Below are 20,152 nucleotides of genomic sequence, written 5' to 3' on the forward strand. Positions count from 1 at the left end.
AGACAAAAGTACATATTCTTGAAAGAGGAGACGGCAGTGAACAAAGACCAGTTACTTCATGATTATATTATTACACATTCGGCAGAGCTGACGGAAAAATGGCTCAAGCTGAGACGGAAGCTGAGAGGGCGTTTTTATTCTGCGGATCAATTAAGTGAGGAAATGAAACGGCTGCTGATCGAGCAGCATACCTTTACAAACACGGTCATCGCAAGCGCTTTTTTGGAAGATCCGGCCGTTTTTCAGCATAACAAAGAAAAATGGGCCGCACAGGTAGCGAAAAGCAGAGTGGAGCAGGACGCGGAGGTTCATGAGGTCGTTGAGGCGATCGGCAATTCAAGAACCGTCTTTTGGGAGGCGGTCACCCGTTTTATGGATGAGCATCAGGACATCGTAACAAACGAGGATGCCCGCCGCTGGAATCACCTTGTCAACAGCTCGTTCGATCAGCTGATGACGGATTTTACTGAACAGTTTCAGACATTAATGATCGCAAGGCTGTCATCTCAGCAGGAGCTTATTTCCGAATTGAGCTGTCCGGTTATTTTGATCGCGGATACGATCGGCACTCTGCCGCTCATCGGATCGATTGATACGAGACGGGCGCGCGTGATTTTGGAGACGGTGCCGGAAAACTGTGTCGCCAAACGGATCACAAACCTTGTGATCGATCTGTCCGGTGTGCCCATTGTCGATACGATGGTGGCGCAGCAATTGTATATGCTGTCGAAAACGTTATTTCTCCTCGGCATCAGAACCGTGTTTTCCGGCATTCGGCCTGATGTGGCACAGACTTCTATCCAATTAGGGCTTGATTTTTCAGAGTATCAAACTTACGGCTCCCTGGAGCAGGCGCTCGCCAGCATGGGTGTCACATGTGTGATCGAGGAAGCAAAAGCATAGAAAAAAGGTGCTCCGTCCAGAGGCGGGGCGCTTTTTTTGTCAGCGGAAAACAATTTAAATAGTCTAAAACTTAGTTGACGGCTAGGGATAGTTTGAATTATTCTTATACACATCGAACCGGCACAAATAGCTGATCGTACACAAACGAAAGCTGGCCGTTCTGCCCAAATCTGATACCGGTATAATTGCCCATCAGTCAACTGAAGGCATATTATTTCCCTTTTTTGAAAGGGGATAATATGCCTTTTTTTTATGCGGAAAAAGAGAGGAGAAATCAGGCACATGAAAAAAACAGCGGCATTTTTAGTATTGATCTTATTGGCAGGGGCGCTGTCAGCCTGTCAATCTGAGTCCGGCAGCGCGTCAGCAGACGGAAAGACCGTTCAGCTGCTGAATGTATCGTATGATCCGACACGGGAGCTGTATAAAGAGTATAATCAGGCCTTTTCTTCCTATTGGAAAAAGAAAACGGGTCAAGATGTAACCGTTCAGCAGTCGCACGGAGGTTCGGGGAAGCAGGCCAGATCCGTAATAGACGGACTTGACGCTGATGTCGTAACGCTTGCTTTAGGTTATGACATTGATTCGATAGCAGAAAAAGCCCGACTCATTGATCAAAACTGGCAGTCACGTCTGCCGGATCAATCAACTCCTTACACGTCAACCATCGTATTCTTAGTCAGAAAAGGGAATCCGAAGCACATCACTGATTGGGCTGACTTGGTGAAAAAGGACGTTTCGGTCATTACGCCCAATCCGAAAACATCGGGCGGAGCCAGATGGAACTATTTAGCGGCATGGGCATATGCGGATGAAACGTATCATCATGACGACACGAAAATCAAACAGTTTATGAAAGACCTCTACGGCAATGTGGAAGTGCTTGATTCAGGGGCGCGCGGAGCCACGACCAGTTTTACAGAAAGAGGGATGGGGGATGTGCTGATCGCCTGGGAAAATGAGGCCTATCTCACACTGAAGGAATTCGGCAAGGAGAAATTTGAGATTGTCAATCCTTCAATCAGCATTCTGGCTGAGCCTTCTGTCTCTGTCGTCGACAAAACCGCGGATAAAAAAGGAACAAAAAAAGCGGCTGAAGCATATTTATCCTATCTCTACAGCAAAAAAGGGCAGGAGATCGCCGCGAAGAATTTTTACCGGCCCCGCGATAAAGAGCTTCTGAAAAAGTATAAAAAACAATTCCCGCAGATTAAAACGGTGATGGTCGAAAAGGAATTCGGCGGCTGGAAAAAAGCGCAGGAAACCCATTTCAATGACGGCGGAACCTTTGACAGCATCTATGAGAAATAGAAAGAGGAAACGAGTATGAGAACGTTACTTTTCAAAAAAACAAAACCGTCCGTGATTCCGGGGTTCGGATTAACGATGGGATTTACATTTTTATATATGGCCGTTTTGGTTATCGTGCCGCTGTCCATGGTGTTTTTTCATACGATGTCAATGGGGCCCGGGGACGTCTGGCATATCATTTCTGAGCCGAGGGCCGCGGCTTCCTATCGGCTGAGCTTCTTGACGGCGGGCTGCGCCGCTTTGATCAATGCGGTTTTCGGCGTTGTCATCGCCTGGGTGCTGACGAGATATGACTTTCCGGGGAAAAGGCTGGCTGACGGCCTGGTTGATCTGCCGTTTGCGCTGCCGACCGCCGTCGCAGGCATTACATTAACGGCAATGTATTCACCGGACGGCTGGATCGGACAGTTGTTTCCTTTCCGTATTTCCTTTACACCGATCGGCATTGTCATCGCATTGACGTTTATCGGTCTGCCTTTTGTCGTCAGGATGGTTCAGCCCGTCTTAGAAAATCTCCAAAAGGAAACGGAAGAAGCATCTGCTTCACTTGGAGCTTCGAAATGGAAAACCTTCCAAAAAGTCATTCTGCCGGAGCTTTTTCCTTCTATTATATCGGGTTTCGCATTATCTTTTGCCCGCGCCCTTGGGGAGTATGGTTCTGTCGTTTTTATCGCGGGCAATATGCCGTTTAAAACCGAGATTTCCCCGCTGATCATTATGACGAAATTAGAGCAATACGATTATGCCGGGGCAACGGCTGTTGCGGCAGTCATGCTTGTCATCACATTCTTTATTTTATTCGTCATCAATGGATTGCAATGGCTCACCGCGAGAAAATACGCAGGAAGGTAGGGGATATGCCATGCAGCTGGAAACAGCGAAAACAGCCGGGCCAAAGCGGGAGATGCGGGAATCACCCGTTGTGAAATGGGTGCTGATCTCAGCGGTCCTGCTCTTTTTGTCCATATTTTTAATCATGCCGCTTGCATTCATATTTATTGAAGCTTTTAAAAAGGGAGCGGAAGCATATATCCTCTTTGTCACGCATCCGGATTCCCTTGCCGCGATGAAATTGACGCTCCTCGTCGTTTTCATCACGGTTCCGCTGAATACGCTGTTCGGCGTCGCCGCGGCGTGGGCTGTGACCAAATATGAATTCAGGGGGAAAAGTCTGTTTATGACACTGATTGATCTGCCGTTTGCCGTGTCTCCGGTAATCGCGGGCTTAATCTTTGTCCTTTTGTTTGGGCTTCACGGCTGGCTTGGTCCATTTTTACTTGATCACCAGATAAAAATCGTATTCGCTGTCCCGGGAATCGTGCTTGCATCCTTGTTTGTGACGCTCCCTTTCATCGCCCGGGAATTAATACCGCTTATGCAAAGCTTAGGAAATGCTGAAGAAGAAGCCTCCGTCACGCTAGGCGCGGGAGGCTGGAGAACGTTTTGGCATGTCACGCTTCCTAATATCAAATGGGGGCTGATCTACGGGGTGATTTTAAGCGCGGCCCGGACAATCGGCGAATTCGGCGCCGTATCAGTCGTTTCCGGTCATATCAGAGGTGTTACCAACACGCTCCCGCTTCATATCGAAATTTTGTACAACGAATATCAGTTTACGGCCGCTTTTGCGGCGGCCTCCGTCATGTCGGTTTTTGCGATTGCGACACTGTTTTTGAAAAACATCATTGAATGGAAAGCCGGTTATCGTTCTGTCAAAACCGGATGAGGAAGGAGTCATTATGGAGATTACGATCGACAGTATTTCTAAGCATTACGGAAACTATCAGGCATTGCGGGATATCAATCTTCACGTCAATAATGGCGAGCTGGTTGCGCTTCTCGGTCCGTCAGGCTCAGGCAAAACATCATTATTGAGAGTCATTGCCGGTCTTGAGCAGGCGGATGGGGGACGTGTCCTGTTCGGAAAACAAGATGTGACGGATACGCATGTGAAAAGCAGACATGTCGGTTTTGTGTTTCAGCACTATGCGTTATTCAGCAAGATGACGATTTTTGAAAATGTCGCCTACGGATTAAAAGTCCGTCCGCGAAAGCAGCGTCCCGCCAAAAAGGAAATTGCCGAAAAGGTGAGAGAGCTCCTGGCGCTTGTGAAACTGGAACCTTATGAAAAGCGCTATCCCTCGCAGCTGTCAGGCGGACAAAGACAAAGAGCCGCCCTCGCACGCGCCTTGGCCGTAGAACCGAACATTCTGCTGTTGGATGAACCGTTCGGCGCGCTTGACGCCAAAGTAAGAAAAGAGTTAAGACAATGGCTCAGACGGCTTCATGATGAATTCGGCATGACAAGTATTTTCGTCACTCACGACAGGAAGAAGCGCTTGATGTGGCCGACCGCATCGTCATTATGAATGAAGGTGCGATTGAACAGATCGGAACGCCGCAGGAGGTGTATGATCACCCCGCAAATCCGTTTGTGTACGACTTTCTCGGCAGTGTCAACGTATTTGAAGGAAGAGTGGAGGGAGGAAAGCTGATCACCGGAAACGCGGCAATACCTGTCGGGCATGCTGATCAGGATAAGGGGATCGCTTATGTGAGGCCACACCATTTTACCGTAGAAAAAAAACCGTCCGGTCTGCATTCATTTGAAGCAAGGGCGGCTCATATTCGCGCCATCGGACCGTCCGTCAGATTGGAAGCCGTCCGTACCGACACAGGCCAGCACTTGGAGATTGAGCTCTCAAAAGAGCAATATGACGCCTTGGGGGCGGGCGTCGGCGACACGGTTTATGTCAAAGCGAAGGAAGTGAAAGTTTTCGCAAAGAAAACATATCCGAAAATTGTGTAAATGCTGTTGATTTCTGAATGAAAACATAATAGTATAATTATATATTTCTTATCAGAATAGTATGAATTAAAACACTCATTGTCAAAAGACGAACGGCCAGACATAAAGGGGGAGCATGATGACGTCCAAAGGAAACGTAGATCCGCATGTGATCGAAAAGATTATCAGCGCGCTGGAAACGCTCGATTTCGGGACAGTTCAGATTACGGTTCATAATTCCCAAGTGACACAAATTGATAAGGTGGAGAAATATCGATTTTCCCTGAAGAGCAAAGAAGTAAAACAATCTTAAAAAACAGCCAATGACAGGAGGCGGTACATATGAAGCATTCAACTGTTCCTTTCCGGGAGAGCCGGTATCTGCACCTGCCCGAAGTGCGCTTTCTGCATTGGTGCACGAAGCAATACGGCATTAACAAAGGCGTGCTCAATACAATTGACGGCTGGTTTTATGATGCGGGCGTCATTCCGATTCCCGTCAGGCGTCTTTATGTGCTGGCATTCCTCGATTTCGCGAAAACGCCGGGGCAGAAGGGGAAAATCCGATTCGGGCACGGCGGCTTGACGAAAAAACTGCATGATTTCATGGATATGCAGGAGTGCGCAGCAAAACGTCAGGCCTGATATCCTTAAAATCTTCTTAAAATCATGCAAATTTCTCCCATTTTATTTATAATAGACCTATCACGATCATTTTTTGGGAGGACTTTTGACATGCAAACTGCTGCTTATGAGAGCAAACAATCTATTATGCAGCGCATTATAACGGTATTTGTATTTACACTGTTAGTTGCGACAATCGGCCTGTATACGGGCCAGTTCATTCCGCCGGCATTGATGCTGCCGCTGTCGATCTTAGAGGTCGTCATGATCATCGCCGCGTTTTGGCTGCGCCGAAAAAAAGCCGTCGGATATGTGTTTGTGTTTTCATTCGCTTTCATTTCCGGAATGACGCTGTTTCCGATTATCAGCCATTATGCGTCCGCAGCGGGGGCCTATGTCGTATTGGAGGCATTCGGTTCTTCGTTTGTGATTTTTGCGGTGCTCGGCACGATTGGCGCTAAGACGAAAAAGGACTTGTCGTTTTTATGGTCCTTCTTGCTTGTCGCTGTTATCGCGCTTCTTGCAGTGGGGATCTTTAATATTTTCAGCCCGCTGAATTCCGCCGCCATGATGGCGTATTCCGTCATCGGAACGATTGTGTTTTCAATGTATATCTTATACGATCTGAACCAGATCAAGCACCGGGACATCACGGCTGACCTGATTCCTTTGATGGCATTGACGCTTTATATCGACTTTATTAACCTGTTTATCAACCTGCTTCGGTTTTTCGGGATTTTAAACAGTGATGATTAACCGCGCGAAAAAGGCGCCCTGCTAAAAGGGGCGCCTTTTTATGTTCTGCCGCCGGAAAACAGCAGAAGCTTATCAAATAAAACTTCAAGCATTTTTGTCAATTCCGCTTTTTGTTCAGCGGTGAAGCTTTCCATGACTCCTGAAATATTGGAGAAGTGGCCGGGAAGAAACAGCATCAGCTTTTCTTTTCCTTCTTTTGTGAGTTCGATGCTGATTTTTCGTCTGTCGCCGGTATGCCGGCTGCGGTTTACAAAGCCGTCCCGTGCGAGTCCGTCGATCAACCCGGTGATGGTCGCTTTGGTGACATTGGATTTTTTCGCCAGTTCCGTCGGGCTCAGGCTGTGGCCGGGTGCGTCAAACAGAAACATTAAAATTTTGAATTTCCCTTCGGACAATCCGTGACTTGAGAAATAATGCTCCATGACCTGATTCATTTTTTTAGACATATCAAATAACGTCAAAAATGTTTTCAATGATTCAGCATCCATATCGGCGTAAATCTCAGCGCGTCCGGCAATCTGCGAGTAATCCGGCAAATGTCTCAACTCCATTTTTGTAAGCCTCCGTACCATTTTAGTGATTCAAAGTATAAGCTTGCCGGATTCAAAAGGCAACCTATAAAGATTGACAGTTTTTCAGCTCATATAGTAAGGTGGCTAATAGTTAATGAATAATAAATAAATAGAGAAGGCGGTATCGTGATGAACCATGAAGTGAAAAAGATCATCATAGCGGGCGGAGGGATCGGCGGCCTGTCCGCAGCGATTTCTCTCGGCAGAGCGGGTTTTGAAGTGACCCTTTGCGAGGCGGCGTCCGGCATGCGAAAAAGCGGAGCGGGCATTCTCCAGCCTCAAAATGCGCTGCGGGTGCTGCGGGAAATCGGTGTGTATGATGAATGCTGCCAACACGGCTTTCAAACGGAATGGCTGAAGCAGCATGATGAAAACGGAACGCTGCAGTTTAAAGTGAGTGAGGCGTTTTTAAATGATTCACTGCCGGGGCGGAATAATATATTGCGCCAAACGTTAAACGATATCCTCAAAAAGCATGCTGAAGCGGCGGGGGTCACGATTCTTCTCGGTAAAAAAGTCGTGTCTTACGAAGAAACAGCAGATGACATAACGGTGCATTGTGCAGACGGAACCGCGATGACGGCTGACATCCTCGCCGGCTTTGACGGCATCCGCTCCGCTGTCCGCAATCAAATGCTGCAAAGAGAAGTGAAAACGGAGTATCTCGGCATGGGAGCGCACAGATTTTACATTTCTTTTCCCGAGCCGGTTTTTCATGATTCAACACTGATGTATAAAAAGGGGCAGACGCAGGTCGGGGTCGTGCCGCTCTCTGAAAAAACAGGATACGTATTTATCATCCGGCCGTATGACGCTGACTTCAGGGATGACGAGGACACGCGTTTTGAACGGGTGAAAGACTTGCTGCACGGATTTCCGGGAGTAAAGTTTGTGACAGAGAATATGTCAAAGGAATATCCCGTTTTGTTTCATAAGATTGAGCAGATGGCGGTTAAAGAACCGTGGCACAGAGGCCGCGTCGTTCTGGGCGGGGATGCCGTCCATGCAGGAGCGCCGACATTGGCGCAGGGAGCGGCGATGGCGATTGAAGACGCGATTGTGCTTAGTGAAGAACTGCAAAAACACGAAAACCATGAAACTGCATGTCAAGCATACTTCGAAAGACGGGCGGAGCGGGCATTGCAGGTGCAGAATCTCTCATCTGAAATCGTCCGCCGCGAGATAAAGGGAACGCCCGGCGTCCAAGACATCATCAGTGAATGCTATCGATTGCTCAAAGAGCCTTATTAAATAAAGAAAGTCCAGAACATGGCGTCTGGACTTTTGTCAGTCTTGTTCAGATTTATTCCGTATCCGCTCAATCACCTCATGCAGCCCCTCAGGCTTGTGAAACTCCACCGGCGAACTGCCTTTTTCAAACGAGATCGTCTCCGCCTCAATGAGCGCGACATAGCGCCCGTTCACTTTTGCGAGATGGATGGATTCGCCGAAATCAGCCAGTAATCCTTTAATCTCTGTTTCTCCGACTTTCATTTTCAGCTCGGCTTCCGGCGTGTGTTCAATGATCTGCGCGGATGCCTCGATGACTTGATGGGTGTCGAGGCGCTCCTGAATTTCCCGCTTTTCACTCGCTTCCCAAATTTCAATGTCGTGCTCAAACTGCTGAAGCTCTTCGCTGTTTTCTTCAAAAGTTTCATACACGTGCTCCTGCACCATGTTCATGACTTGGCTTTTCATGATTTCCGGCATCGATTCGCCGTATTCGACAAATTTGAGAAAATCTTCGAAATAACGGGCGTGCGAGGCCTGGTGGATTTTTAGCTCATGCTCTTCCGTCATGCCTTCTTCCGGCATATACGGATATTGAATGCTTTTCATGTTTTTTGTCGTGATGGCCATTTCGACCTTTTTAATGAGAGACGAGGCGTCTGAGATGCGGGCGACCTTCGGCTCGAAATCGCATTTCATCATAAAGACGAATTTGTCTTCAAAATACTTGCGCGGAACGGCCGATGCCACGATAAAAACACCGCCGCGCACGGCGCTCGTGTCAAGGTAAGTGCGGACGAACTGCTCGCTTGCTTCGATAAATGCTTCCTTCGTATCCGCAAGTCTGGCGCGGTTGAAAAGGTTGTAATTCGGATTTGAATCAAGCTCATGGCCCGGCTCCGTGATAAAATGGCCGATTTTTGTGGGGACCTGCTCGGATTGCGGATGCCGTTCGGCTTTCCGTTTGACGATTTTCTTCAATTCCCCGTCAAGAAAATCCTTCAGCTCGCTTTCTTCAAATTCTTCCGTGTCAAGGGTCTGGAAATGTTTGAACTGTTTGTTTGCCTGTTCGTCTTTTCCTTCCACTTGAATGACATAAAACGATAAAAACTTGATTTCAAAATCCATATGTGAACTCACCTTATTTCTGTATTTAACAAGCCTCTCCAGTATAGAAAAAACCGTTATCGATCGTCAATCCGATGATTGATCCGTGACGGCGGATAATCGGCCGGTGAAAAGGGCAATGTAGTTGGAAGGAACGCATCAACGTGTTAGAAAGGGTGTTATTCATGAAGGAAACAGGTCCGATTCCGCAGCCGAAGACATTCGGCCCGCTCGGCAATCTTCCTTTGCTTGATAAAGACAAGCCTACAATGTCGCTTATCAAACTGGCAAACGAGCAGGGGCCTATTTTTCAGCTGCATACGCCGGCGGGCGCCATTATCGTCGTGTCCGGCCATGAACTGGTGAAAGAGGTTTGTGATGAAGAGCGGTTCGATAAAAGCATTGAAGGGGCTTTAGAGAAAGTCCGGGCGTTTTCCGGTGACGGGCTGTTTACAAGCTGGACGCATGAGCCTAACTGGCGAAAGGCGCATAATATTCTGATGCCGACCTTCAGCCAGCGCGCGATGAAAGATTATCATTCGATGATGACTGATATCGCGGTGCAGCTGATTCAAAAATGGGCTAGGCTGAACCCGGATGAGGCCGTTGATGTGCCTGCTGATATGACCCGCCTGACGCTTGATACGATCGGGCTTTGCGGCTTTAACTATCGGTTTAACAGCTATTACAGGGAAACGCCTCATCCGTTTATCAACAGCATGGTGCGCGCCCTTGATGAAGTGATGCACCAAATGCAGCGCCTTGATGTTCAGGATAAGCTCATGATCAGGACGAAGCGCCAATTTCATCATGACATTCAGGCGATGTTTTCGTTAGTAGACAGTATTATCGCAGAGCGCCGGTCAGGCGGCCGGGATGAAAAGGATCTGCTGGCCAGAATGCTGAATGTGGAAGACCCGGAAACGGGCGAAAAACTTGATGATGAAAATATCCGGTTTCAAATTATCACGTTTTTAATTGCCGGCCACGAAACGACCAGCGGCCTGCTTTCCTTTGCCATCTACTTTCTGCTGAAACATCCCCGTGTTTTGGAAAAAGCCTATGAAGAAGCCGATCGGGTTTTGACCGATCCCGTTCCTTCATATAAACAAGTGCTGGATCTTACTTATATCCGAATGATTTTGCAGGAGTCATTGCGCTTATGGCCGACCGCGCCTGCGTTCAGCCTTTATGCGAAAGAGGATACGGTGATCGGCGGGAAATATCCGATCACGCCGAAAGACAGAATTTCCGTCTTAATTCCCCAGCTTCACCGTGATAAAGACGCGTGGGGAGACAATGCGGAGGAATTTTATCCGGAGCGGTTTGAACATCCTGATCAAGTGCCTCAACATGCGTATAAGCCGTTCGGAAACGGTCAGAGGGCGTGTATCGGTATGCAGTTCGCCCTGCATGAAGCAACTCTTGTTCTGGGGATGATTCTGCAGCATTTTACCTTTATCGATCACACCGATTATGAGCTCGATATTAAACAGACACTAACGATCAAGCCCGGCGACTTTCATATCCGGGTGCGGCCGAGAAACAAAGGAGCCGTTGCGGCAGCCCTCCCGGCGGCTGAAAAAACAGCGGAAGACGTCAAAAAAGAAAAACGGGATACAAAAGGCGCATCCATTATCGGGCTTGATAACCGACCGCTTCTGATTCTGTACGGCTCAGATACGGGAACCGCAGAAGGCGTGGCGCGGGAGCTTGCTGATACTGCCGGGATGCACGGCGTCCGGACTGAAACGGCGCCTTTAAATGACCGGATCGGAAAACTGCCGAAAGAAGGAGCTCTCTTGATCATTACGTCCTCTTATAACGGAAAGCCTCCGAGCAACGCGGGACAATTCGTTCAATGGCTTGAAGAAGTCAAACCCGGGGAACTGGAAGGCGTCCGATATGCCGTCTTCGGCTGCGGTGATCATAACTGGGCGGCGACATATCAGGCCGTGCCGAGGCTTATTGATGAGAAGCTTGCCGAAAAAGGGGCGGAACGCTTTTCCTCCCGAGGCGAAGGGGACGTCAGCGGCGATTTTGAAGGAAAGCTTGATGAGTGGAAAAAAAGCATGTGGACGGACGCCATGAAGGCATTCGGTCTCAAGCTGAATGAAAATGCCGAAAAAGAGCGGAGTGCGCTGGGCCTTCAATTTGTCAGCGGGCTTGGCGGGTCTCCTTTGGCACAGACGTATGAAGCGGTTTACGCATCCGTTGCGGAAAACAGGGAACTTCAGGCGCCGGAAAGCGGCCGGAGCACAAGGCATATCGAAATCACTCTGCCGAAAGAGGCTGCCTATCATGAAGGGGATCATCTCGGCGTGCTGCCGGTAAACAGCAAGGAGCAGGTCAGCCGTGTTCTCCGCCGGTTCAATCTGAATGGGAATGATCAAGTGCTGCTGACGGCCAGCGGACAGAGCGCGGCTCATCTCCCGCTCGATCGGCCGGTCAGGCTGCATGATCTTCTGAGCAGCTGTGTTGAATTGCAGGAAGCGGCATCAAGGGCTCAAATCCGGGAAATGGCCGCTTATACGGTCTGCCCGCCGCACAAACGGGAATTGGAAGATTTTCTTGAGGAGGGCGTCTATCAGGAGCAAATCTTAACATTGCGCGTCTCGATGCTCGATCTCCTTGAAAAATATGAAGCGTGTGAACTTCCGTTTGAGCGATTTCTGGAGCTTTTGCGCCCGCTGAAGCCGCGGTATTATTCGATTTCAAGTTCGCCTCGGAAACATCCCGGGCAGGCCTCAATTACCGTCGGCGTCGTTCGCGGCCCCGCCCGGAGCGGTTTTGGTGAGTATCGCGGAGTCGCTTCGAATTATTTAGCGGATCGCGGCCCTGAGGATGGTATCGTGATGTTTGTCCGCACTCCGGAAACACGATTCCGGCTGCCGGAAGATCCGGAAAAACCGATTATTATGGTCGGTCCCGGCACAGGAGTCGCCCCGTTCCGCGGATTTCTGCAGGCCCGGGCGGCGTTAAAAAAAGAAGGAAAAGAGCTGGGGGAGGCTCATCTGTATTTCGGATGCAGAAACGATCATGATTTTATTTACCGTGACGAGCTTGAAGCTTATGAAAAAGACGGAATCGTGACGCTTCATACGGCTTTCTCCCGCAAAGAAGGCGTACCGAAAACGTATGTGCAGCACTTAATGGCGAAAGACGCCGGCGCTTTAATTTCCATCCTCGGCCGGGGAGGGCACCTCTACGTATGCGGCGACGGCAGCAAAATGGCGCCCGATGTAGAGGCAACGCTGCAAAAAGCGTATCAGTCGGTCCACGAAACAGACGAACGGCAAGCGCAAGAATGGCTTTTGAACCTCCAGACAAAAGGCATTTACGCAAAAGATGTTTGGGCGGGGATTTGAGCGATTTGATGAGAAGGACTGGATGACTCCAGTCCTTTTTCCTTCAATAAAATGAATTGCTTTCCAATCGATATACATTCGGTTTGTCAGCAATCTGAAGGCTTTGTTGTGAGATCTTATAACAAGATAAGGATGTCTCACAGTGGTGGAAGGATATCAGCGCCAAGAGTCCCATCTGCTGTTTCCAGGACAAAATAGTTGCGCCTATTTTGGATAAAACCTCTTTACAAATATATGGAATTGGAATATACTCTGTTCCACAAAGTACTTTGCGAAAAGAGGAGCCTGTTTTATGTCAAATCAGAATTTTCGTGAATCAGAGATAGCCGAAAACTTATCTCATATCAAGGTCTTGACGAACTACAAGACTGAGTACTCAAGGCAAACCAGTCCATATTTCATTATTTGGGGCTGTATATGGATTATTGCGTATTCCGTTTCTTTATGTAAGGTACCTTCTGTAGTCCTCGCTTGTGTCTGGTTTATACTGGCAATAGTAGGGTGGATACTGACTTTGAAGACATATCTTAAGCAGAAACAATTTGATCCCATGCCCACTTTCTTAAAGAATCAATTAAAATATGCATGGATTGGATTCATATTAGTGATATGCATTTTTGTTTTTCTGATTTTAATGGGGTTATTGCCGCGAACAGGAGAATTTCTATCGTTTTTGATCGTTTTAATGGTGTCTATTATGTACATATTCTTAGGCATCGTGTTAACAAAAGAGATTTTTGTTATGGGATTTTGGCTGAGCATACTCGGTATGCTTACATTCTGCTTATTTCCTGATGCAATGAATATTGTTTTTGCATTTATTGGCGGAGGCAGCCTATTACTTACAGGAATGATTTTGAAAAGAAAAGGGCAAGGAAATGAGTAATGTTAATAATATCAATGATTTAATACATGCCAAAGTAAGGTTGGGAATTATGAGTTTACTGATGACTTATGATAAATGTGATTTTACTTTCCTGAAAAAGTCATTAGACATCACAGATGGTAATTTAGGTTCGCATCTGAAAAAGTTAGAGGAGGCAGCTTATATAGAACTAACCAAGAAGTTCGTATCCAAAAAGCCGAAGACTATTGTTCAGATTACGAAAGAAGGGAAAGCAGCCTACAAGGAGTACATTAATACAATTGAATCCATATTTAAAATAAATAACAGTGGGGGAATGGTGTAAATGCTGCAAGTTGAACATATAAGTAAGCGCTATGGCACGACTCTGGCTTTGGACAATGTGGCTTTAACAATTCCGAAAGGAGTCTGCTATGGACTTGTTGGACCGAACGGATCCGGTAAATCTACCTTAATTAAGATCATCTCGCGCATCATCCGGGAATATGACGGTAAGGTTGAATTTGTCGGCAATGAAAATGGCAGACTGGGTTATGTTCCACAGGATATCAGCCTTGAAGAAAAATTAACTGCAAAGACCAATATGGAGTTTTTCGGAAAGGTGCATGGGCTGAATGGCTTGAAACTAAAGCAAACAACAAAAAAACTGTTAGAAGATATCGGGTTGTCAGAAAGGGCAAACGACGTTGTGGAGAACTTTTCCGGAGGAATGAAGCGCCGTTTAAATATCGGATGTGCATTAATGCACGATCCAGACTTAATTATTCTAGATGAGCCGACGGTAGGCGTGGATCCGCAATCACGCCGCTACATTTTTAACATCGTAAATCGACTCAAAAAAGCCGGTAAAACCATTATTTATGTGAGTCATTACATGGAAGAGATTGAAACTCTTTGTGACTATGTAGCTTTTATCGACAGAGGGCAGATTATCGATGAAGGAGAAATAAATGAACTGCTTAAACGACATGAAGAATCATCTATTATGTTTAACTCCTCATTGTCTCATGAATTAATAAAGAGCCATGGTTTTGAGTTTTCAGTCGTTAATTCAGGGCTGATAATAAAAACCCAAGAACCTTTAGAAACCATGGAGCGCTTAATTAGGATCAGTAAGGAAAACAATATTGTGCCTCATCAGTTGTTTTTATATAAGCCAAAATTAGAAGATGTATTCTTTAAACTTACCGGCACTGATTTGCGTGATGAAGAATAAAGGGGGAATTTATCATGTTACCGCTCGCTCAAATTGAAACGCTAAAACAGTTAAAGGATAAGTCTCTGTTTTTTTGGACGATTATATTACCTATTGTGTCCATCATATTGCTGATTGAGCTATTTACGACAGACAGTACAAACAAAACTTTAGTAGCTTCACAATCTGTAACCGGTATGAGCGTATTCTTTTCTACATTCATTATTATCTCCATCGTTATAAGTTTTGTAAAGGATCGGGAAAAAGGAATTGTATCAAGACTGGCAAGTACCCCTTTAAAGCCTTATAACTTCTTCTTAGGAAAAAGTATCCCTTTTTTAGTCATAACTTTTATGCAAATTCTTCTCCTTTCTGTTTTAGGAATATTTCTGTATGATATTGAAATTAATAATTTTCCGGCGTATCTGTGGGTTGTTGTGTTGATATCTTTACTGGTTACATCCTGGGGAGTTGCCATTTCAGTCTTTGCAAAGACTGAAAATACCGGTTTGGTCATGACAAATGTGATTGCATTAGGTACCGCTGTTGTATGTGGTTTATGGACCCCTTATGATCAATTACCAAGCTATCTTCAAACTATTGGAATGCTCTTTCCTCAGTACTGGGCGCATCAAGGGTTAATTCAATCGGTTTCGACGATATCGGGAGGAGAAAGTCTAATATGGGTAACACTTGTTGTACTGAGCTATACAATACTGGGATTTATAGTTTCCTTAATTGGATACCGGCATTACATTAAAATGGCAAGAAATTAGACCGCTGAAGAATGGGTCATTAAAACGCAGCTGGGACTAAAAGGAGAGCGGGAAATGATAAGTGAAAAACTAAAACTGTATGTCGAGGCTCTATTTAAAAAGTATGAAAAAAACTCGTTATTGAACAGAAAAAAACGGAGCTAATTCCTTTATTGGCGGGTTTGATGAAACCAGTTCACAATTTTTTTCGCTAATGAGAAACAGAAATTTGCAAGACGCGTTAAGGACCGGTGTTGGAAAACAGTTTAAGCAGTCACAAATGCCAGCTCTGCTGCATGGTTGGATTATAAAAAACAAAAGGTATACGTGAAGAAAGCATTTTTGTATATCTTTAGGGACAGGTAAAGGACTGGATGACTCCAGTCCTTTTTTTACATCAGCCAAAAAAACCTTCAAGTTTTTCAACCCCTTTGCATACAATAACTTCAGCCCGCCTGTTGGGCGGCTGTCTTTGATATTCATTTTTCGTTTTTAGAAGTTTGTGTTATTCTTATATTTGGTATCTCCTATTTTCAGACCGGGTCTGATACGGTACCTTTTAATGCCAGAAAAAAATGTGAAACGAAGAACGGATATCCTGCGTCTAATGGCTGGCGGGATAAGATGTTCAATGGGCATGACACGAATGATAAATATATCGTTTTTTTAAATGGTGTGTTTATGGGGCTGTGTGATGCTTTCGTTTTGCTCGGAAAGCAGGAATTGAAGCAAAAAGTAAGAATACAGATTTAAAGTGTTTAGGAAAGTAGAGGTTGCCATGAAGAAATTATTTTCTTACAGACTTAGTTTTTTTGTACTGGCTATTATTTTGTTTTGGGCCAAAACGTATTTAGCCTATCATGCTGAATTCAACCTTGGGGTGAAGGGTCCGACGCAGCAGTTTCTGCTTGTGATCAATCCGTTCTCAAGCGCCATTTTCTTTTTAGGACTGGCATTGTTTGCGAAAGGCCGCAAATCAGCGATTATCATGGTGATTATTGATTTCATCATGACGTTTATTTTGTATGCAAATATCCTATTCTATCGATTCTTCGATGATTTCTTGACATTCCCGAACTTAAAGCAATCCGGTAATGTCGGAAATATGGGAGACGGCATCTTCAGCATTATGTCCGGCCATGATATTTTATACTTTGTTGATATTATTATTTTAATCGCGCTTCTGGTGTGGAGACGTGAGCTGAAGGAATTCAAGCTGAAAAAACGGTATACGTCATTAATTATCGTGACGGGTATTGTTTTGTTCTTCGTGAACCTGGCGATTGCCGAAGAGGACCGCCCGGAGCTGCTGACAAGAACGTTTGACCGCAATTACATTGTAAAATACTTAGGTCTTTATAATTACACGATTTATGACGGCGTGCAGACGGCGCAGACGGAATCACAGCGGGCATATGCCAGCAGCGATGACCTGACGAGCGTTGAAAACTACACATCCTCGCATTATGCGAAGCCGAACGCCGAGTATTTCGGCAAGGCCAAAGGCAAAAACATTATTAAGATTCACTTGGAAAGTTTCCAAACGTTTTTGATCAACTACAAACTTGACGGAAAAGAAGTCACGCCGTTCCTGAATAAACTCGCCCGCGGCGGAGAGGACATGACGTACTTTGATAACTTTTTCCACCAAACAGGCCAAGGTAAAACATCTGACGCCGAGCTGATGATGGATAACAGCCTGTTCGGACTGCCTGAAGGGTCAGCCTTCGTGACAAAAGGGGAAAACACGTATCAATCGCTTCCTGCCATCCTTAACCAAAGTGAGGGCTATACAAGCGCCGTTTTACACGGTGACTACAAATCATTCTGGAACCGTGACCAGATATACAAACATATCGGCTACGATAAATTCTTTGACGCCAGCACATACGATATGTCTGATGACAACCTTGTCAATTTGGGACTGAAGGATAAACCATTCTTCAAAGAATCCATTCCGAAGCTTCAATCGCTGAAACAGCCGTTCTATGCGCATTTGCTCACGCTGACGAACCATTATCCGTTTACGCTTGATGAAAAAGACGCAACGATCGAAAAAGCGAAAACGGGCGACGCGACTGTGGATGACTATTTCCAGACGGCGCGTTATCTCGACGAGGCGCTTGAACAGTTCTTTAAAGATCTGAAGTCATCTGGTTTATATGACAACTCGGTGATTATGCTTTACGGAGACCACTACGGAATCTCTGAAAACCATAACCGCGCGATGAAAGAAATTCTCGGCAAAGAAATTACGCCTTATCAAAACGCGCAGAATCAGCGTGTGCCGCTTATGATTCGCATCCCCGGCAAAAAAGGCGGGGTGAACCATACGTACGGCGGTGAAATGGACGTTGTGCCGACGATCCTTCACTTGGAAGGCATCGATTCTAGGAAATATATTAATTTCGGCACCGATCTCTTCTCGAAAGACCATGATGATACGGTGGCGTTCCGTAACGGAGATTACGTCACGCCGAAATATACTTCCATCTCCAATGTCGTATACGATACGAAGACAGGAAAAGAACTGAAAGGCAATCAGGAAACGAAAAACCTGAAAGCCAGAGTCACAGAGCAGCTGAAGCTGTCTGACAGCGTGATGTACAAAGACCTGCTCAGATTCCACAAATTGAGCGACTTTACGCCGGTTGATCCGTCTAAATATCATTACGGCAAAGAAAAGCTGAATCAGGATAATAAATAATAGAAAGAGCCTTACGGAATTTCCGTAAGGCTCTTTTTTTGTGTGTATCTTCACCAATCTGAAAAAAGAGAGAGCTTTTGGTCACAAAGGGCGCCAATCTCTCATATCTTACAGTAGATTTTGAAACCGGTGATAGAGAATCGGACAAATTATCGGGTTGGTTTCTCTTATACGGGCGGTTTCGAATCCAATATTCACAGAGAAGAGGGGTAGAGATGAAAGCAGTCATTCTCTGCGGCGGAAAAGGAACGAGAATGAGCGAAATCACCAATGAACGTCCCAAACCGCTCGCCATGATAGGCGGCAAACCGATTCTATGGCATATTATGAAACTCTATCAATACTATGGCGTGAACGAATTTATCCTGCTTCTTGGTTTCAAAGGAGAGATGATTAAGGAATATTTCTTAGATTATGACTGGAAGAATCACAGCATGACGCTGGACAGCTCTACCGGAGAAGTGCGGATATTGGGAAAATCCGAGCCGTGGAAAATCACTTTTTTAGACACGGGGGAACACACGCAGACAGCGGGGCGGCTTTTACAGGCGAAGGACATCATCGGTGATGAAACCTTTCTTATGACGTACGGGGACGGACTGGCCAACATCAACCTGTTTCATCTGATCAGCTATCATCAATCAAAAGGGGCTGCGGCAACCGTCACCGGTATAGAAAAGACCTCGCAATTCGGAACGCTGACGGTTGAAGACGGTATGGCGAAAAGCTTTTCTGAAAAAACCTCAAGTGAAGGCATCATCAACGGCGGATTTTTCGTGCTCAGCCCGAAGGTATTTGATTATCTGCCGAAAGACAGGGACGTCATGTTTGAAGAAGAACCGCTGAAGGAGCTGGCGAAGGACGGCGAATTGGCGGTATACCGGCATTACGGTTTCTGGACGGCGATCGATACGTATAAAAACCTGCTGGAAATCAACAAGATGTGGGACCGGGGACAACATGTATGGAAGGTATGGTGATCAAGTTTGAGTTTCTGGAAAAATAAAAATGTGTTTGTGACGGGATGTACAGGTCTTTTAGGAAGCTGCCTGGTGAAGGAACTGATCGATCAGGGGGCCAATGTGACGGGACTTGTCCGTGACACTGTGCCCAAGTCGAACCTGTATCAGGGAGAACAAGTGAAGCAAATGAATATCGTGCAGGGCGCGCTTGAGGATCTGGATGTGATTGAGCGGGCGCTGGGCGAATATGAAATTGACACGGTCTTTCATTTAGCCGCTCAGGCGATCGTCGGCGTCGCAAACCGCAATCCGATTTCCACATTTGAAGCCAATATTCTCGGCACATGGAACATCCTTGAAGCGTGCCGCAGGCATCCGCTCATCAAGCGGGTGATCGTCGCGTCCAGTGATAAAGCGTACGGCGACCAGCCGACACTGCCGTACGATGAAAACATGCCTCTTCAGGGCAAACATCCGTATGACGTATCAAAAAGCTGTGCCGATTTGTTAAGCCACACATATTTTAATACGTACGGACTTCCGGTCTGTATTACGCGCTGCGGCAACTTGTACGGCGGCGGAGATTTGAACTTCAACCGGATTATTCCGCAGACGATTCAGCTCGTGCTGAACGGTGAAGCGCCGGAAATCCGCAGCGACGGCACATTTATCCGTGATTATTTTTACATCGAGGATGCGGTCGAGGCATACCTTTTGCTGGCGGAAAAGATGGAGGAGCTCAATCTTGCGGGAGAAGCGTTCAACTTCAGCAATGAGATTCAGCTGACGGTGCTGGAGCTTGTAGAAAAAATTCTTAAGGCCATGGACAGTGACCTCAAGCCGAAAGTGCTCAACCAGGGAAGCCATGAAATCAAGCACCAATATTTATCGGCGGAAAAGGCGAGGAAGCTTCTGAATTGGTCACCCGCGCATACCATTGATGAAGGATTGGAAAAAACGATCGAATGGTATAAAGCCTTTTTTCAAAAGTAACAGAAACAGAGGTGAG

At 46.3% G+C, this 20,152-nt stretch carries 18 protein-coding genes and 1 pseudogene; 17 read left to right on the plus strand and 2 right to left on the minus strand.

The genetic code is table 11. The features are described 5' to 3' along the window. The first annotated feature begins 36 nt into the window (after positions 1–36). From NYE50_RS03805 to NYE50_RS03840, 8 genes and pseudogenes are all read left to right on the plus strand, one after another. Positions 37–903 carry an STAS domain-containing protein gene (locus NYE50_RS03805; RefSeq protein WP_014417142.1) on the plus strand — a complete coding sequence of 289 codons (867 nt, stop codon included), beginning with the start codon at positions 37–39 and terminating at the stop codon, positions 901–903. Positions 904–1,185: 282 nt separating this feature from the next. Beyond that, positions 1,186–2,214: a sulfate ABC transporter substrate-binding protein gene (locus NYE50_RS03810; RefSeq protein WP_172870102.1), complete on the plus strand. Its 1,029-nt coding sequence runs from the start codon at positions 1,186–1,188 to the stop codon at positions 2,212–2,214. Positions 2,215–2,229: 15 nt separating this feature from the next. Continuing rightward, a complete protein-coding gene (cysT, locus tag NYE50_RS03815; protein WP_088056292.1) occupies positions 2,230–3,066 on the plus strand; it encodes a sulfate ABC transporter permease subunit CysT in 837 nt (278 codons plus the stop codon). Between the two features lie 10 nt (positions 3,067–3,076). Beyond that, complete coding sequence (gene cysW, locus NYE50_RS03820) at positions 3,077–3,940, plus strand: sulfate ABC transporter permease subunit CysW (protein ID WP_103527088.1); 864 nt, start codon at positions 3,077–3,079, stop codon at positions 3,938–3,940. A 13-nt stretch (positions 3,941–3,953) separates the two neighbouring features. Next, positions 3,954–5,023, plus strand: a pseudogene (locus NYE50_RS03825) (sulfate/molybdate ABC transporter ATP-binding protein). Positions 5,024–5,141: 118 nt separating this feature from the next. After that, entirely contained in the window at positions 5,142–5,315 is a 174-nt protein-coding gene (locus NYE50_RS03830; RefSeq protein WP_003155693.1) for a YezD family protein, read from the plus strand. A 29-nt stretch (positions 5,316–5,344) separates the two neighbouring features. Continuing rightward, positions 5,345–5,647, plus strand: coding sequence for a hypothetical protein (locus tag NYE50_RS03835; protein ID WP_015416995.1), 303 nt, complete (start codon positions 5,345–5,347; stop codon positions 5,645–5,647). 90 nt (positions 5,648–5,737) lie between these two features. Beyond that, positions 5,738–6,382 (plus strand): Bax inhibitor-1/YccA family protein, encoded by a 645-nt coding sequence (locus NYE50_RS03840; protein ID WP_012117028.1) that lies wholly within the window; start codon positions 5,738–5,740, stop codon positions 6,380–6,382. A 38-nt stretch (positions 6,383–6,420) separates the two neighbouring features. On the opposite strand, the gene NYE50_RS03845 is transcribed toward NYE50_RS03840, so the two are convergent. Next, positions 6,421–6,933, minus strand: coding sequence for a MarR family winged helix-turn-helix transcriptional regulator (locus NYE50_RS03845; protein ID WP_007408942.1), 513 nt, complete (start codon positions 6,931–6,933; stop codon positions 6,421–6,423). Between the two features lie 150 nt (positions 6,934–7,083). On the opposite strand from NYE50_RS03845, the gene NYE50_RS03850 reads away from it, so the two are divergent. Continuing rightward, a complete protein-coding gene (locus tag NYE50_RS03850; RefSeq protein ID WP_159354695.1) occupies positions 7,084–8,205 on the plus strand; it encodes an FAD-dependent oxidoreductase in 1,122 nt (373 codons plus the stop codon). A gap of 36 nt (positions 8,206–8,241) precedes the next feature. On the opposite strand, the gene NYE50_RS03855 is transcribed toward NYE50_RS03850, so the two are convergent. Then, the gene (locus tag NYE50_RS03855; RefSeq protein ID WP_007609950.1) at positions 8,242–9,312 is read right to left on the minus strand and encodes a DUF3900 domain-containing protein; all 1,071 of its coding nucleotides are present in this window, start codon (positions 9,310–9,312) and stop codon (positions 8,242–8,244) included. Between the two features lie 164 nt (positions 9,313–9,476). Between NYE50_RS03855 and NYE50_RS03860 the strand changes: the two genes are divergently transcribed. From NYE50_RS03860 to NYE50_RS03895, 8 genes are all read left to right on the plus strand, one after another. Then, positions 9,477–12,659, plus strand: a complete 3,183-nt coding sequence (locus NYE50_RS03860) for a bifunctional cytochrome P450/NADPH--P450 reductase (protein WP_224988022.1) — start codon at positions 9,477–9,479, stop codon at positions 12,657–12,659. Between the two features lie 292 nt (positions 12,660–12,951). Continuing rightward, positions 12,952–13,545 (plus strand): hypothetical protein, encoded by a 594-nt coding sequence (locus NYE50_RS03865; protein WP_014417145.1) that lies wholly within the window; start codon positions 12,952–12,954, stop codon positions 13,543–13,545. Beyond that, entirely contained in the window at positions 13,538–13,849 is a 312-nt protein-coding gene (locus NYE50_RS03870; protein WP_072177520.1) for a winged helix-turn-helix domain-containing protein, read from the plus strand. The genes NYE50_RS03865 and NYE50_RS03870 overlap by 8 nt, the downstream gene beginning before the upstream one ends. Continuing rightward, a complete protein-coding gene (locus NYE50_RS03875; protein ID WP_061581492.1) occupies positions 13,850–14,740 on the plus strand; it encodes an ABC transporter ATP-binding protein in 891 nt (296 codons plus the stop codon). Positions 14,741–14,754: 14 nt separating this feature from the next. Beyond that, positions 14,755–15,495 carry an ABC transporter permease gene (locus NYE50_RS03880; protein ID WP_032867543.1) on the plus strand — a complete coding sequence of 247 codons (741 nt, stop codon included), beginning with the start codon at positions 14,755–14,757 and terminating at the stop codon, positions 15,493–15,495. 757 nt (positions 15,496–16,252) lie between these two features. Then, positions 16,253–18,181 carry an LTA synthase family protein gene (locus NYE50_RS03885; protein WP_014417149.1) on the plus strand — a complete coding sequence of 643 codons (1,929 nt, stop codon included), beginning with the start codon at positions 16,253–16,255 and terminating at the stop codon, positions 18,179–18,181. 215 nt (positions 18,182–18,396) lie between these two features. After that, the gene (gene rfbF / locus NYE50_RS03890) at positions 18,397–19,161 is read left to right on the plus strand and encodes a glucose-1-phosphate cytidylyltransferase (RefSeq protein ID WP_014417150.1); all 765 of its coding nucleotides are present in this window, start codon (positions 18,397–18,399) and stop codon (positions 19,159–19,161) included. Positions 19,162–19,167: 6 nt separating this feature from the next. Beyond that, on the plus strand, positions 19,168–20,136 hold the full coding sequence (locus NYE50_RS03895) for a GDP-mannose 4,6-dehydratase (protein ID WP_172870106.1): 969 nt from the start codon (positions 19,168–19,170) through the stop codon (positions 20,134–20,136). The last annotated feature ends 16 nt before the right edge of the window (positions 20,137–20,152 follow it).

Origin of the sequence: Bacillus sp. EU55 (assembly GCF_038005925.1) — a bacterium.
Classification (GTDB): Bacteria; Bacillota; Bacilli; order Bacillales; family Bacillaceae; genus Bacillus; species Bacillus velezensis.